We start from the raw sequence: 14,261 nt of genomic DNA on the forward strand, positions 1-14,261 counted from the left end.
ATACGGGGACTTGGCACTCTCTGACCTGGAGCGACCCTTGCGACGAATTACCATCGGCTCCTTCATCGCGGCGGCAGCGCTGCTCGTCCCCCTGGGGATCGGCACGGCGACGGCCGCCACACCCGCCACCGCGACCTACTCGACGACTTCGAACTGGGGCTCCGGTTTCGAGGGCAAGGTCGTCGTGAAAGCCGGGACGAGCGCGCTGACCAGCTGGAAGGTCGAGTTCGACCTGCCTTCCGGCACCTCGATCAGCTCGTCCTGGGACGCCGACCTGACGAAGAGCGGCAACCACTACACCTTCGTCAACAAGTCGTGGAACGGCTCGCTCGCGGCGGGCGCCTCGACGAGCTTCGGTTTCGTCGGCGCGCCCGGTGGCATCACCGGCGTGCTGAACTGCAAGCTCAACGGCGCCGCCTGCGACGGCGGCGGCGGTACCCCGGACCCGACGCCCACTCCCACGCCCACGGTCACCCCCACGCCGACCCCCACCCCGACGGTCACCCCCACCGTCCCGCCGCCCCCCGGCGGTAAGAAGATCGTCGGATACTTCACCCAGTGGGGCGTCTACGCCCGCAACTTCCACGTGAAGAACCTGGTCACGAACGGCTCCGCGTCGAAGCTGACGCACATCCTGTACGCCTTCGGCAACACCACCGGCGGCCGGTGCACCATCGGCGACTCCTACGCCGACTACGAGAAGGCCTACACCGCGGCCGACAGCGTCGACGGCGTGGCCGACACCTGGGACCAGCCGCTGCGCGGCAGCTTCAACCAGCTCCGCAAGCTGAAGAAGGCCTACCCGAACATCAAGGTCATCTGGTCCTTCGGCGGCTGGACCTGGTCCGGCGGCTTCACCCAGGCCGCGCAGAACCCGGCCGCGTTCGCCGACTCCTGCTACAACCTGGTCGAGGACCCGCGCTGGGCCGACGTGTTCGACGGCATCGACGTCGACTGGGAGTACCCCAACGCCTGTGGCCTGACCTGTGACAGCAGCGGCCCGAACGCCTTCAAGAACATCATCTCCGCGCTGCGCGCCAAGTTCGGCCCCAACGCCCTCGTCACCGCGGCGACCACGGCCGACGGCTCCAACGGCGGCAAGATCGACGCCGCCGACTACGCGGGTGCCATCAACAACCTGAACTGGCTCATGCCGATGACGTACGACTACTTCGGCGCCTTCAACGCCCAGGGCCCGACGGCTCCGCACTCGCCGCTGACCTCCTACCCCGGCATCCCGCAGGCCGGGTTCAACTCCGACGCGGCGATCCAGAAGTTCAAGTCCAAGGGCATCCCGGCCGGCAAGCTGCTGCTGGGCATAGGCTTCTACGGCCGCGGCTGGACCGGCGTGACCCAGGCGGCTCCGGGCGGCTCCGCCACCGGCGCGGCCCAGGGCACCTACGAGGCGGGGATCGAGGACTACAAGGTCCTCAAGACCAAGTGCCCGCCCACCGGCACCGTCGGCGGCACCGCCTACGCCTTCTGCAACGGCAACTGGTGGAGCTACGACACCCCCTCCACCATCGCCGGGAAGATGACCTACGCCAAGAACCAGGGTCTGGGCGGGGCGTTCTTCTGGGAGACCAGCGGCGACACCACCAACGGTGAGCTGATCACCGCCATCTCCAACGGCCTCAAGTAATATTTCGACCACTCGACCCTCCGTGTGCGCTACGCCGCGGGGGGTCGAGCTTTTCTCCGAAGATCCTCCAAATCTGGGGCAAAGTATTCACGCGGCGCATACGGCTGCTTAGACTCCGAAACGCCCGTTTTACCCCCGGAGGACGTGTGCGACTTCGAGCTCTCGTGGCCATGGCGTTGGTTCTCACCATCGCGCCCGCGGTACCCGCCCTCGCCGAGGACACACCGGCGCCGCCGGCGGCCTCCGCGAGCGAGAGCCCACCCGCGGCCCCGGACGGCGGAGCCGGAGGGACGGAGGGCCAGGAGACGCCCGCCGCCACACCGGCCCCGCCCCCCGCCGACGCGACGCCCCCACCGGCGCCTCCGCTGCCGAAGCTGGAGGCGGGACTCGCCTCCGACGACGACGGGGCCCGGGTCATCGTCGAGCTGGCGGCCCCCGCGGAGGCGGCGCCGGTGGCCGGGGAGGCGCGGCAGCTGCCCGACGCCCAGGTCGTCCTCGAACCCGCGGACACCTCGTTCATCGTGGTCGAGGGGACCGGCGAGTCGCTCGCCAAGCTGGCCGAGGACCCGCGCGTCCTGTCCATCCGCCGCGACCGCACGTACTCCCCCACGTCGCTGGGGTCGCTGGGCTCGGCGAACTCACTCGGCTCGGCGGGCTCGCTGGCCACCAGCCTGCAGGTGATCGGCGCGGACAAGGCGCACGCCGCGGGGACCAAGGGCCAGGGCCAGACGATCGCGATCATCGACACCGGGATCGACGCCGCCCACCCCGACTTCGGGGGCAAGGTCGTGGCGCAGGCCTGCTTCTCCGCGACGGACGACGGCGCGCAGTCCCTGTGCCCCAACGGGCAGACGAGCGACCCCGGGTCCGCCGACGCCAACACCGCCGCATGCGTCCACGAGCAGGTCAACCTGTGTGACCACGGCACCCACGTGGCGGGGATCGCCCACGCCGTCGCCCCCGACGCGGACATCGTGGCGATCCAGGTCTTCAGCAGGATCAACGACTGCGCCGACGAGGGCGGGGTCTGCCTGACCGCGTTCGAGTCCACGATCCTGCTCGCCCTGGAGCACGTCGCGAAGCTCAAGGACGAGGGCAGGAACGTCGCCGCGGTGAACCTCAGCCTCGGCGGCGGCCTCTACGAGGGAACGTGTGACGCCGAACCCGACCTGGCGGCGATGAGGAGCCGGATCGACGACCTTCGCGCCAAGGGCGTGGCCGTCGTGGCCGCCGCGGGGAACGAGGGCGTGTCCGGCGCCGGGGCTCCCGGCTGCTTCTCCGGCCCGGTGACGGTGGGCGCGACGGGCGACGACGACACCGTCCCCTACTGGTCCAATCACGGCTCCGTGCTCGACCTCTTCGCCCCCGGTCTCGAGATCGACTCCGCGGTGCCCGGCGGCGGCCACCAGGTCTACAGCGGGACCTCGATGTCCACCCCGTTCGTCACCGGCGCCCTGGCGCTGATGGCCCAGAAGGCCCCGGGCACCCCGGACGCGCTGGCCGAGCAGCTCAAGACGACGGGCCGCCCGATCACCTACGGCACGGTGACCACCCCGCGCCTCGACCTGAACGCCGCGATCGCCGGGGGCACCCCCGGCCCGCCCGTCACCCAGACGCCCCTTCCCGAGGAGCCCGCCGACCCGCCCTCCGACTCCGACGACCCGTCCGACGAGCCCTCGGAGGAACCTTCCGACGAGCCCTCGGAGGAGCCCGGCCCCGAGCCCAGCTCGGGTCCCTCCCCCTCGGCCACGCCGAGCGACCCGGTGCCGACGCCGATCCCGCTGCCGACGGTGACGGTCACCGTGACCGTGACCGTCCCCCCGACGAAGGCGGCGGCGCCCACGGTGTGCACGCGCGGCAAGTCCACGAAGACGCTGAGCGCCGCGCAGTGGGCGGTGGAGGTCACCCGGGGCAAGGGCAAGATCTCGGACGCGACGCTCGGCTGCTACCTCGGCATGGTGACCAAGGCCAGCAAGGTCTTCTCCGAGGTCACGTCCGCCTCCACTCCGGGCGGCGCGTACAAGGTGCTCAAGCCCGCCAAGAAGACGGCGAAGACCAGGCTGGAGAGCGAGCTGCTGGCCTCCTGGCTGAACTGGGCGAACGGGAGCGTGAACTTCACCGCCAAGATCAAGGAGACGGCCACCCTGAAGACGGTCCTCACCTCGGTGGAGAAGGCACGCCTGAAGGGCAGCGCCCCCGCCGCGTCCACCTCGATGCTCAAGAAGCAGGTGAACGCCCGCCGAGCCGCGTAGGCGCCGCGTGGACCCCGGGGGTCGTGAAGACCCCCGGGGACGGAAAACAGGTGGCCGTTCGCCGGACCGCGCGTGGACGCCGGGGTCATGGAACCCCCCGGGGGCCGGAAAACAGGTGGACGTTCACCGAACCGCATAAGCCCGGTATGTGTCGCTTAGGGTGAGGGGCATGGACGCGACCAAGGTGATCATCGACACTGTCGACCGGTTCAAGCAGCGACGTACCGCTCCACTGGTCCTTGAGCTCGACCTCACCGAGGGCCTGACCGACGGCAGTCCCCCGGCCGATCCGCTGAGCGCCGTCCTGGCGATGCGCAAGACGAGCCTGACCGACGTGCTGGCCGGGCTCAAACGCGCCAGGAAGGACGACCGGGTCAAGGCTCTGATCGTCAAGATCGGCGGCCAGCCGCTGGGACTCGCGATCGTCCAGGAGCTCCGCCAGGCCGTGATCCACTTCCGGGCCTCTGGCAAGCTGACCGTCGCGTTCGCCGAGACCTTCGGCGAGCTCGGCGGGGGCACCGTTCCGTACTACCTGGGCAGCGCCTTCGAGCGGGTCTACCTCCAGCCGTCCGGCGACGTCGGGCTGACCGGTGTCGCGATGGAGCAGCGCTTCCTGCGGGGCGCGCTGGGCAAGCTCGGCGTCGAGTACCAGATCGGCCAGCGGCACGAGTACAAGACGGCCGCCAACACCTTCACCCAGGACCACATGACCGAGGCCCACCGCGAGTCGATGAGCCGCATCACCGAGTCGATCACCGAGCAGGTCGTGGCCGGCATCGCCGAGGGGCGCGGCCTCGAACCGGCCAGGGTGCGCGAGCTCATCGACCAGGGCCCGTTCATCGGCGCCGAGGCCGTCGAGGCCGGTCTCGTCGACCGGCTGGCCTACCGCGACGAGGTCTACGACGAGGTCAAGGAGGCCGTCGGCGACAACACGCTGCTGCTGTACGTCGGCCGCTACGCCAAGGCGCTGTCCGCCAAGAAGCTGCCGCACCCCGGCGAGCAGACCGTCGCCCTGGTCCGAGGCAACGGCCCGATCCGGCTCGGCCGCAGCGGCCGCAGCCCGCTGGGCGGCGGTGGCGCCATGGGCTCCGACACCATCTGCGCCGCCCTGCGCGCGGCCCGCCGCGACGACAACGTCAAGGCGGTCGTCTTCCGGGTCGACAGCCCCGGCGGCTCGTACACGGCCTCCGACGCCATCTGGCGCGAGGTCGTGCTCACCCGCAAGGCGGGCAAGCCCATCGTGATCTCGATGGGCGACCTGGCCGCCTCCGGCGGCTACATGGTCTCGATGGCCGCCGACGTGATCGTGGCCCAGCCGGGCACGCTCACCGGCTCCATCGGCGTGTTCGGCGGCAAGGCGGTCATCGGCGGGCTGCTGGAGAAGATCGGCGTGTCCTCCGAGACCGTCGGCGAGGGCGCCAACTCCGGGATGCTCTCCCCCACCAACGCCTTCTCCGAGGCGCAGTGGGCACGGGTCAACGCCTGGCTCGACCGGGTCTACGACGACTTCGTGAACAAGGTCGCCGAGGGGCGCGGCCTGTCCCGCGAGCGGGCCCACGAGCTGGCCAAGGGCCGGGTCTGGACCGGGGCGGACGCTCTGGAGGGCGGCCTCGTCGACGAGCTCGGCGGTCTGGAGGACGCCCTGGCCCTGGCCCGCAAGAAGGCCGGGCTGCCCGTCGACGCCCCGGTGCGCGTCTACCCCAAGCTCAGTCCCCTGGAGCGGCTGCGCCCCGCGGAGTCCAGCGAGGACAAGGCCGCCGCCATGGCCCGGGTCCGCCTGGAGGCCTGGGGCCCGATCGCCCACCTGGCGGGCGAGCTGGGCCTGCCGTCGTACGGGCCGCTGATGCTCCCCGGCTCGTGGACGATCCGCTGACCCCGTTCTCCCGCGTTTCCTGACTCTTCCCGCACTCCCCGGTGATGGCCATCGCGTCCGGACGGCACGTCCGGCGCGGCGGCCCCGCGCGGAGCCCTGGGCGGCACGGCCACCCTGATCGGAAGGCCTTCTCCGGAGGGGCGGCTCCCTCCGCGCGAAGAACCGTCCTCCGCGCGAAGAACCGTCCTCCGCGCGAAGGGCCGTCCCTCCACGTGGAGCCGTTCCCTCCTTGTGAAAAGCCGGAGCGGTGTTCCGTTGGACAGGTCAGCGGTAGCGGCTCCGGTAGCGGGCCAGCGGCAGGACCGAGGCGTCGACGTAGTCGACCCCCAGGACCTTGGCGATGAAGACCGTGTGGTCCCCGGCCGGGACGACCTTGACCGTCTCGGCCTCCAGCGCGGTGACGCCGCCGTCCACGACGAGGGCCTCGCTCAGCGCGCCCCGGTGGTGCGGCGTCCCCGCGAGCAGCAGCCTCGCCCCCGGACGGCCCGCGGTGGCGAAGCGGCTGGCGATCGCCTTCTGCCCCGCCGACAGCACGCTGGCGGCCCAGCGGTCATGGCGGAGCAGCAACTCGTTGAGGTATCCGGCGTTGTCCAGGCTCACCATCACCAGCGGCGGGTCCAGCGACAGCGAGGTGAAGGTGGCGACCGTCACCCCCACGTCGTCGCGCCCGTCCTTCACCGTGACGACCGTCACACCGGTCACCACCTGGGCCATGGACTCGACGAACTCGTTCATGCGGCCATCATCCCGGAACCGGGCAGGTGCTCGGCCCGGCGCGGTGTGCCGCGAATCACCTCGCCCCGCGACCTCCTCATCGCCGCATTCCGCTCGCGAGAGATCACCTTCCGCCCCTTCACCACCATCGTCACCTGAACCGCGCCGGGATCGATGAAGTGATGTACCCCGAGTTCGGTGGAGTCGGGGCACACCACGGGGTGCATCATCCGGGCGGCCGTCCCAGTGTGGAGCGGGAAACAGCGGCTCGATCAGCGCCCACTGCTCATCGGTCAGATCAGAGGGATAGAAACCGATCTCTTGTCATGCCCTCCCCACACCCACCTGGCAAGACGGTCCAACGACCACCTCTCAACCACCCACTGAGGAACTTCGGTGGTCGCGGGCCTCCCCAGAGGGGTCTGGGCGTTGACCTTTCGTCGTCACGCCGGCCCCCACGGCATACCGATCACCGTCCAGGGCCCCGGCGCCTCGAAGATTCCCTGTATGAGGAAGCCCGGCCTGGATGCCGGCAGCGCGTTCACGATCCCCCGGTCAGGCCGCCCCGCGCAGTGTGTTCACGATCTCATCGGGGGTGAGGCGGCGGGAGGCGACGTAGTACAGGACGGCCCCCGTCGGCAGCCGGGTCTGCCAGCCGGGATTGACCAGCAGCGTGTCACCGGCGCGCGCGGCGAGCATCGTGGCGCCGTGGTGCCGGCCGAGGGAGGTCTGGCAGTGGTCGACCAGCACCGGCCCCAGGGACTTCGGCAACCGCACCGAATAGGTGTCGGCGCCGCCGTGGGTCATCAACTGCGTGTAGATCTCTGTGATGCCGGGATCCTTCAGCTCCTCGGTGATCATGTGAGGGCTGTGCCACTGGACGCAGCGTACGGCCTCGTTGACATAGCGGAGGTGCCGGACCCTGCCGAGATCGCGCAGCGCGACGACGAGATGGGCTCCTTCGACGACGTGGTCGGCGGTGACCGCGACCGCGAGCGCCTCGTTGTCGTCGCGGGCATCGACCAGCATGCTGTGCGCCCGCTGCACGCCGGCCCGGCGCAGCACGCCGTCGTCGGTCAGATCTCCGCGTACGAACGTGACGTCGCGGTCGGGCATCGGGTGGGTCGGCACGTCGTCCCAGGCGCAGAGCACGATGCGGCTCGAACCATCGGCGATCAGCTCGTCCACCATCTGCTCGGTCCGTCCCGGCGTGTAGCCGAGCAGCACGATGTGACCCGACATCTCCACCGTGATGGCACCCTGCATTCTTCGTCCCCTCGCCTTCTCCAATGCGGTCGACAGCCTGGCGAACACCGTCGTCAACGTCGCGATGCCGCCGACGATGACGTACGCGCCGACGACGTGGCCCGCCGCCGACTCCGGGTACAGGTCGCCATAACCGACGGTCGCGGCGGTGACCACGAAGTACCACCAGTAGTTGGCGGGCTGGACGATCGCACTGTCGGCGGGTTCCGCGAGCGTCATCAGGGGCCAACTCGTCAGGAACACGATGCTGAGGACGAGAACCGGCGTCCACCACGTCCCCAGCATCGTGATCCGGGCCAGCAGGCGAGCTAACAAGATCGGCACGCTGCCTCCCGCACGACACGCTTCGGTGCGGCCACCTTAACCAGACAAACAACCCTAAAGAAGCTTCAGGGCATACGAATTTGCTGGACAGTGCATGGTCAATTCGGTAAAAGGCCCTGTCATCTCATGGCGCCCTGGACTCGCTTCTGGAGCGCGACGAATAAATCTCTTTCATCCTCAGGCGGTTTGTGCGACGCGATCTTCGAATACCTGGAGATCTTCCACAACCGGCAACGACGGCACAGTGCTCTAGGGATGCTCACCCCTATCGAGTACGAGATGCTCTATCCGAACGTCCAGTCGGCATGAGAGTCAACCAAGCCGACTCCACCGAACTCGGGGTACATCAAGCGGCGAGAGCGACACGACCGAGAGCACGGGAGGTGACCGAGATGGCAGCGCGACTCCTGTCCGTGCTCGTCAACGATCTCGCCACCCGCCGAGGATTTCACCGTGACTCCGCCGGAACCCTGATCTGGTTCGAACTCGGATCGACAGCGCGGCGCTGAGTCGCCGGGCGAGCGCGAAGGGAAGAACAGCGCCGGACAGGACGCGATCGACCTTTCGTACCAGAACGACCTGCCAGCGAAAAAGGATTTTACGTAGCATGAAGTGATGTTCTTCGATCCCGTACCAACGGAGCAGGAACCCTCCTTCGACCGCCCCGACCTCCCTCCCTGGTCCGCTCCTCCCTCCCTTGAGGCCGGAGCCGTGCTCGCGGTCGAGCGGGTGGTGGCCCGCAGTCCGAACGTCGTGGTGCTGCTGCCGACGATCCGGGTCTTCAGCACCGGCTGCATGCTGGAGGTGGAGGTCGTGTCCCGGCAGGGTGACCTGTCGGCCCAGGACTGGTGGTACCTGCACATGGGCGGCTCCCCGTTCGCCCAGGCGGCCGGGCCGCGCGGCGGGGCTCAGCCGCCCGACTCGCTGCTGCGGCTGGGCGTGCGTTTCGCCGACGGCGCGAAGGCCACCACCGTCGATCAACTGCGGAACAGGATGAGCCCCTTCGGCGAGCCACCGGCCGGGCCCACGCTGGCCTGGTCGCCGGTCGGCAGCGGCATGCGCGGCGGCGAGTTCGGTTTCAGCGACTTCGGGCTGTGGCTGTGGCCGCTTCCCCCGGCCGAGACCTTCGAGTTCGCCGTGGAGTGGCCGCTGGGCGGCATCGAGCTGACCATCGTCGAACTCGACGGCGCGGCGATCGTGTCGGCCGCCGGCCGCTCAGCGCACTACTGGCCGGACTTCGACAGGTAAGGCCGTTCAGCCGAGCGAGGTGGAGCGGCGGCGAGCGGGTTACGCGACGTGAGTGTCGGTGCCACGCAGAATGTAGAGGTCGTCACCGAAGACCGCCGAGATCTGGAGCTGTCCGCCGAGCGCCTGAACGTATCGAGCGATGACTTCGACGGTGGACACTTCGCCACGCTCGATCTGCGAAACCCGGCTCTTGGTCACGCCCATGTATTCGGCCACGTCCGTCTGGGACAGGTTCTGTGCCTTGCGTCGTTCCGCCAGCCGGTGGCCGTCGATGTAAGCCTGGTTGCGGCGCCGCGCTTCGTCCACGGCCTTCTCCCCGCCGGAGTCCGCGACGATGTCCGCACGGATGTCGCTCCACTTGGGAAAGTTCGTCATCGGTCCTTCTCCTCCGCCTCGCGTTCTTTCAGATACTCCTCATACAGCTCTTCCGCCCGGGGAACAGCCCGTCGGCACCAGCCCGACCACTCGCCGGACTTGTCGCCGCCGATCAGCAGGATGGCCGAACGCCACGGATCGAAGACGAACAGGATCCGGATTTCGGAGCGTCCGGCAGAACCCGGACGGAGCTCCTTCAGATTGTGGATCCGCGAGCCTTCGAGCTTGTCGAAAAGAGGACGCCCCAATGAGGGACCTGCCTCTGCCAGTCTGTCGATGGCGTCCACGACCTGGAGCCGGGAACCTACGTCCAGCGGATCCAGTCGCGAATCTCGCCGGTGACCCGGATCTCCCACTCATCCACACACGGAAGTGTAGCAAATCCTTCACCTTGACGATGGGTGATGAGATGCTCACTCAGACGGCATTCGCTTCCAGGACCGACAGCCGATCTTGTACGAGACCGGGCGGTCTCGTACAAGATCGGCTGAACGAACCGTTAGAGCAGGCCGTTCTGCGTCAGCCAGTCCTTGGCGACCATCTCGGCGTCGTCCTTGTCGACCGCGACGCGCTTCATCAGCGCGACCAGACCGGCGGTGTCGAGCTTGGCGGAGACCGCGTCGAGGGTCGTCTTCACGGTGTCGTTCACGCCGGCCTTGTTGACCAGAGGCGCGATGTTCTCGGCCGCGAAGGCGCTCTTGTTGTCCTGGAGGGAGACCAGGTCATTGACGATGATCTTCGGGTCGGTGGTGAAGACGTTGCCGACCTGGACGGTGCCGTCCTTGATGGCGTCGGCGGTGGCGTCGCCGGTCTTCTTCCACTCCTTGAACTCCAGGCCGTAGGTGTCCTTGAAGTTCTTCTCCTGGCGGGTCTGGAACTCCGGCGGGCCGCCCACCGAGTAGTTCTTGGCGACCTTGACCAGGTCCTCGATCGTGGTGAGGCCGTCCTTGGTGGCGGTCTCCTTGGTGACGGTCAGCGAGTTGTTGTCCTCGGCCGCGGCGGGGGTGAGGACCTCCAGCTCGGCGGGGAGCTTCTCCTTGAGACCGGCGACGACGTCGTCCTTCGACTTCGCCGTGGTCGTGTTGTCGACGAAGGCGAGCAGGGAGCCGATGTACTCCGGCAGGATGGTCAGGCCACCGCTCTTGATCTGGTCGTACAGGACCTCGCGGCTGCCGATGTTGAACTTCTCCTCGACCTGCACGCCCTTGGCCGCCAGGGCCTGGGAGTAGATCTCGCCGAGCAGGACGTTCTCCGGGAAGTTGGCCGACCCGATGACGACCTTTCCCCCGGCCGCCGGCGCGGAGGCGGACCCCGACCCGGCCGGAGCCGGGGAGGCGCTGGTGAGCGGATCTCCGCCGCCGCACGCGGTAAGTGTGAGCGCCGCGGACAGGAGGACCGCCGCGGTGCTGATCAGGCGTTTCATGGTGCTGTTCCCTTCCAGAACGGGGGGTAGGAAAACTATCTGATGACCTGGCGCTCGCTCACCCCCGGGGAGACCGTTACGCGCTGCACCAGGGTGAACCCGAGCTGGACGAGAAGCGCCAGCAGTGCTACGAGGACCGCCCCGCCGATCGTGCTCGGGAAGTTCTTGGTCGCGAGACCGTCGATGATGAAGCGGCCGAGGCCGCCCAGGCCCACGTAGGCGGCCACGGTCGCGGTCGCCACCACCTGGATCGCGGCCAGGCGCAGGCCCAGCAGGATCAGCGGCAGCGCGACCGGCACCAGCACCCGGCCGAGGACCTGCCCGCCCTTCAGTCCCATGCCGTACGCGGCGTCGCGCAGGTCGGGATCGACCCCTCGGATGCCCTCGTAGGTGTTGACCAGGATGGGCGGCACGGCCAGCGCCACCAGCGGGATGAGCACCGGCAGGATGGTGCCGACGCCCATGAACAGGACGATGAGGACCAGCAGGCCGAGCGTCGGCAGGGCGCGGGCCGCGTTGGCGGTGAGGATGACGAGCATCGCGCCCCTGCCGGTGTGACCGATCAGCAGCCCCAGCGGGAGCGCGATCAGCATGGCGAGCAGCAGCGAGAGCCCGGCGAACTCCAGGTGTTCGAGCAGCCGGTTGGGAATCCCGTCGGGTCCCGACCAGTTGGCCGGGTCGCCGAAGAAGTCGATCAGCCAGTTCACACGGCCTCCTCTGCCCGCGCCCCGCTCAGCCGGTCCACGCGAACGGTCAGGGACCCGATCAGCCAGTTCACACGGCCTCCTCTGCCCGCGCCCCGCTCAGCCGGTCCACGCGAACGGTCAGGGACCCGATCAGCCAGTTCACACGGCCTCCTCTGCCCGCGCCCCGCTCAGCCGGTCCACGCGAACGGTCAGGGACCCGATCAGCCGGTTCACGCGGACCACGCCAGGCCCGATCAGCCGGTTCACGCGGACCCCCTTGCCCGCGACCACGGGGTGAGCAGGCGTTGCGCCAGGATCAGCAACAGGTCGGCGACCCCCGCGAGCACCACGACCAGCACGATGCCGACGACGATCGGGGTGTAGAACTGCCGCTGCCAGCCGTCGATGAACAGGTAGCCGAGCCCGCCCCTGCCGACCAGCGCGCCGACGCTGACCAGGCTGACGCTGGCGACCGTGGCCACCCTGAGCCCGGCCAGCACGACCGGTACCGCGATCGGCAGCTCGACCTGGAGCAGCCTGCGCAGCGGCGTGAAGCCCATCGCCACCGCGGACTGCCGCACGTGGTCGGGGACCGAGCTCAACCCGTCGACGACCGCGGGGATCAGCACCGCCATGGCGTAGAAGGTGAGCGGGACCATCACGGTCGTCCGCGTGGCGAGACCGGTGATCGGGATGAGCACGATGAAGACGGCCAGCGAGGGCAGCGAGTAGATCACGTTCATGACGCCGACGGTCGGCTGGTAGAGCCAGCGCCACCGCACCCCGGCCAGCCCGAGCGGGAGCGCGATGATCAGCCCGACCAGGATCGGCACCAGCGCCATCACGATGTGGTCCTCGAGCAGGCCCTGGATCGTGGGCCAGTTGCGCCCGATCCAGTCCCAGCGGACCAGCGGTTCCTCATCCATCGACACCTCCCGTGGCCGCGCCGGCGCCTCCCGAGGGACCGCCGCTGCCCCCGGCGGGGCCGCCGACACCTCCCGTCGGGCCGTCGGCGCCCCGCGCCGGTCCGCCGACGTCTCCCGCGACCCTGGTCAGCGCCTCGTCCAGCGACTCGCGGGTGGCGACGCCCACGGCCCTGCCCGACCCGTCCACCGCGACGGCGTGGCCCGAGGGGGACAGCAGTGTCGCGTCCAGCGCCGCGCGCAGCGAGTCGCGCCCGCTGACGAAGGTCCCGTACGGCGCGAGCTCCGCGTCGGCGAGGGTGCCCGGCTCGGGCAGGTCCTTGACGGCGGCCCAGCCCAGCGGCCGGCCGTCCTCGTCCGTCACGGCCAGCCACGGCTCTCCGGTGGCGCGCGCCGCGACGGCGTCGGTGGAGGCGGGCGCGAGCAGGTCGGCGCGGAGCCGCACCCCCTCGTCCGAGACGAACGACAGCCGCCTGATGCCCCGGTCGCGGCCCAGGAACTCGCGGACGAAGTCGTCGGCGGGCCGGGCCAGCAACGTCGCGGGGTCGTCGAGCTGGGCCAGGTGGCCCCCGACGCGGAGCACGGCCACCCGGTCGCCGAGCTTGACGGCCTCGTCGATGTCGTGGGTGACGAACACGATGGTCTTGTTCAGCTCGGCCTGGAGCCGCAGGAGCTCCTCCTGCAGGCTCGTACGGACGATCGGGTCGACCGCGCTGAACGGCTCGTCCATCAGCAGCACGGGCGGGTCCGCGGCGAGCGCGCGGGCCACGCCGACGCGCTGCTGCTGCCCGCCGGAGAGCTGGAAGGGATAGCGGCCGGCCATCTTGGGGTCGAGCCCGACCCGTTCGAGCAGCTCCATCGCCCGGTCGCGCGCCTTCTTCCTGTCCCAGCCGAGCAGCAGGGGCACCGTCGCCACGTTGTCGACGATCTTGCGGTGCGGGAAGAGTCCCGCCTGCTGGATGACGTAGCCGATGCCCCTGCGCAGTGTCGGCGGGTCGATGGTCTTGACGTCGACGCCGTCCAGGAGGATCTGGCCCTCCGAGGCGTCGATCATTCTGTTGATCATGCGGAGGGACGTCGTCTTACCGCATCCCGAGGGGCCGACGAAGACGGTTATCTCCCCGGTCGGCACTTCGAGGCTTAGATCGTCCACGGCGACGGTCCCGTCGGCGTAGCGCTTGGTGACACCGTTGAATGTGATCATGCGCAACCTCTTGTTTTCGCAGGGTTACGGCCCCCCTGCCCCAACCGTCCCCATGATCCCGCACGAGTCAGCCTATGCCCCACTTCTCCGATCTGTCTTCCAGGCTTTCCCGAACCGGCTCCGAAGCAGATCCACAAGTGTATTTCTCAACAAAAGGGCATTGAGTAGTGCGGGAGGTGCCCATGACTTGACATGATTACCCACATCGCTGGAGTCGATCCCTCTGGCACCGTACGTCACAGGCCTCACAGCCGCCCCGACTCTCCACCACGCTCGCCGAACCACCAGAGGAACCGGTCCAGTCAACGACCCCGGTCTGAAGGCCGGGGCT

Annotated in this window: 14 protein-coding genes and 1 pseudogene; 5 read left to right on the plus strand and 10 right to left on the minus strand. The window is 69.2% G+C overall.

All coding sequences use genetic code 11. The features are described 5' to 3' along the window. Window positions 1-37: 37 nt before the first annotated feature. The 3 genes from ACTOQ1_RS20285 to sppA all read left to right on the plus strand — a co-directional run bounded on the left by ACTOQ1_RS20285 (window position 38) and on the right by sppA (window position 5,767). Complete coding sequence (locus tag ACTOQ1_RS20285; protein ID WP_440069248.1) at window positions 38-1,642, plus strand: glycosyl hydrolase family 18 protein; 1,605 nt, start codon at window positions 38-40, stop codon at window positions 1,640-1,642. A gap of 146 nt (window positions 1,643-1,788) precedes the next feature. Next, window positions 1,789-3,894, plus strand: a complete 2,106-nt coding sequence (locus ACTOQ1_RS20290) for a S8 family peptidase (protein ID WP_440069250.1) — start codon at window positions 1,789-1,791, stop codon at window positions 3,892-3,894. 169 nt (window positions 3,895-4,063) lie between these two features. Continuing rightward, the gene (sppA, locus tag ACTOQ1_RS20295; RefSeq protein ID WP_440069251.1) at window positions 4,064-5,767 is read left to right on the plus strand and encodes a signal peptide peptidase SppA; all 1,704 of its coding nucleotides are present in this window, start codon (window positions 4,064-4,066) and stop codon (window positions 5,765-5,767) included. A 264-nt stretch (window positions 5,768-6,031) separates the two neighbouring features. On the opposite strand, the gene ACTOQ1_RS20300 is transcribed toward sppA, so the two are convergent. The 4 genes and pseudogenes from ACTOQ1_RS20300 to ACTOQ1_RS20315 form a co-directional block, all read right to left on the minus strand. Beyond that, window positions 6,032-6,502: a flavin reductase family protein gene (locus ACTOQ1_RS20300; protein WP_440069253.1), complete on the minus strand. Its 471-nt coding sequence runs from the start codon at window positions 6,500-6,502 to the stop codon at window positions 6,032-6,034. Further along, a complete protein-coding gene (locus tag ACTOQ1_RS20305; RefSeq protein ID WP_440069255.1) occupies window positions 6,499-6,699 on the minus strand; it encodes a hypothetical protein in 201 nt (66 codons plus the stop codon). The genes ACTOQ1_RS20300 and ACTOQ1_RS20305 overlap by 4 nt, the downstream gene beginning before the upstream one ends. After that, window positions 6,698-6,799, minus strand: a pseudogene (locus ACTOQ1_RS20310) (transposase); the annotation flags it as partial. The pseudogene ACTOQ1_RS20310 and the gene ACTOQ1_RS20305, both read right to left, overlap by 2 nt. Window positions 6,800-7,036: 237 nt before the next feature. Then, window positions 7,037-8,071, minus strand: a complete 1,035-nt coding sequence (locus ACTOQ1_RS20315) for an ion channel (RefSeq protein WP_440069257.1) — start codon at window positions 8,069-8,071, stop codon at window positions 7,037-7,039. A gap of 126 nt (window positions 8,072-8,197) precedes the next feature. On the opposite strand from ACTOQ1_RS20315, the gene ACTOQ1_RS20320 reads away from it, so the two are divergent. Together ACTOQ1_RS20320 and ACTOQ1_RS20325 are read left to right on the plus strand one after the other, a co-directional pair. After that, window positions 8,198-8,380, plus strand: a complete 183-nt coding sequence (locus tag ACTOQ1_RS20320) for an IS3 family transposase (protein ID WP_440069259.1) — start codon at window positions 8,198-8,200, stop codon at window positions 8,378-8,380. A gap of 306 nt (window positions 8,381-8,686) precedes the next feature. Beyond that, window positions 8,687-9,319, plus strand: a complete 633-nt coding sequence (locus tag ACTOQ1_RS20325; protein WP_440069260.1) for a hypothetical protein — start codon at window positions 8,687-8,689, stop codon at window positions 9,317-9,319. 39 nt (window positions 9,320-9,358) lie between these two features. Here ACTOQ1_RS20325 and ACTOQ1_RS20330 read toward each other — a convergent pair whose 3' ends face one another. From ACTOQ1_RS20330 to ACTOQ1_RS20355, 6 genes are all read right to left on the minus strand, one after another. Then, a complete protein-coding gene (locus ACTOQ1_RS20330) occupies window positions 9,359-9,694 on the minus strand; it encodes a helix-turn-helix domain-containing protein (protein ID WP_440069262.1) in 336 nt (111 codons plus the stop codon). Beyond that, on the minus strand, window positions 9,691-9,981 hold the full coding sequence (locus tag ACTOQ1_RS20335; protein ID WP_440069264.1) for a type II toxin-antitoxin system RelE/ParE family toxin: 291 nt from the start codon (window positions 9,979-9,981) through the stop codon (window positions 9,691-9,693). Before ACTOQ1_RS20335 ends, ACTOQ1_RS20330 begins: the two co-directional genes overlap by 4 nt. Before the next feature lie 212 nt (window positions 9,982-10,193). Then, window positions 10,194-11,117, minus strand: coding sequence for a glycine betaine ABC transporter substrate-binding protein (locus ACTOQ1_RS20340; protein ID WP_440069265.1), 924 nt, complete (start codon window positions 11,115-11,117; stop codon window positions 10,194-10,196). A gap of 35 nt (window positions 11,118-11,152) precedes the next feature. Continuing rightward, a complete protein-coding gene (locus ACTOQ1_RS20345) occupies window positions 11,153-11,824 on the minus strand; it encodes an ABC transporter permease (RefSeq protein ID WP_440069267.1) in 672 nt (223 codons plus the stop codon). 242 nt (window positions 11,825-12,066) lie between these two features. After that, window positions 12,067-12,729, minus strand: coding sequence for an ABC transporter permease (locus ACTOQ1_RS20350; RefSeq protein WP_440069268.1), 663 nt, complete (start codon window positions 12,727-12,729; stop codon window positions 12,067-12,069). Continuing rightward, on the minus strand, window positions 12,722-13,930 hold the full coding sequence (locus ACTOQ1_RS20355) for an ABC transporter ATP-binding protein (protein WP_440069270.1): 1,209 nt from the start codon (window positions 13,928-13,930) through the stop codon (window positions 12,722-12,724). The genes ACTOQ1_RS20350 and ACTOQ1_RS20355 overlap by 8 nt, the downstream gene beginning before the upstream one ends. Between the last annotated feature and the right edge of the window lie 331 nt (window positions 13,931-14,261).

The sequence above is a fragment of the Streptosporangium sp. OZ121 genome, assembly GCF_051918885.1.
Taxonomy (GTDB): domain Bacteria; phylum Actinomycetota; class Actinomycetes; order Streptosporangiales; family Streptosporangiaceae; genus Streptosporangium.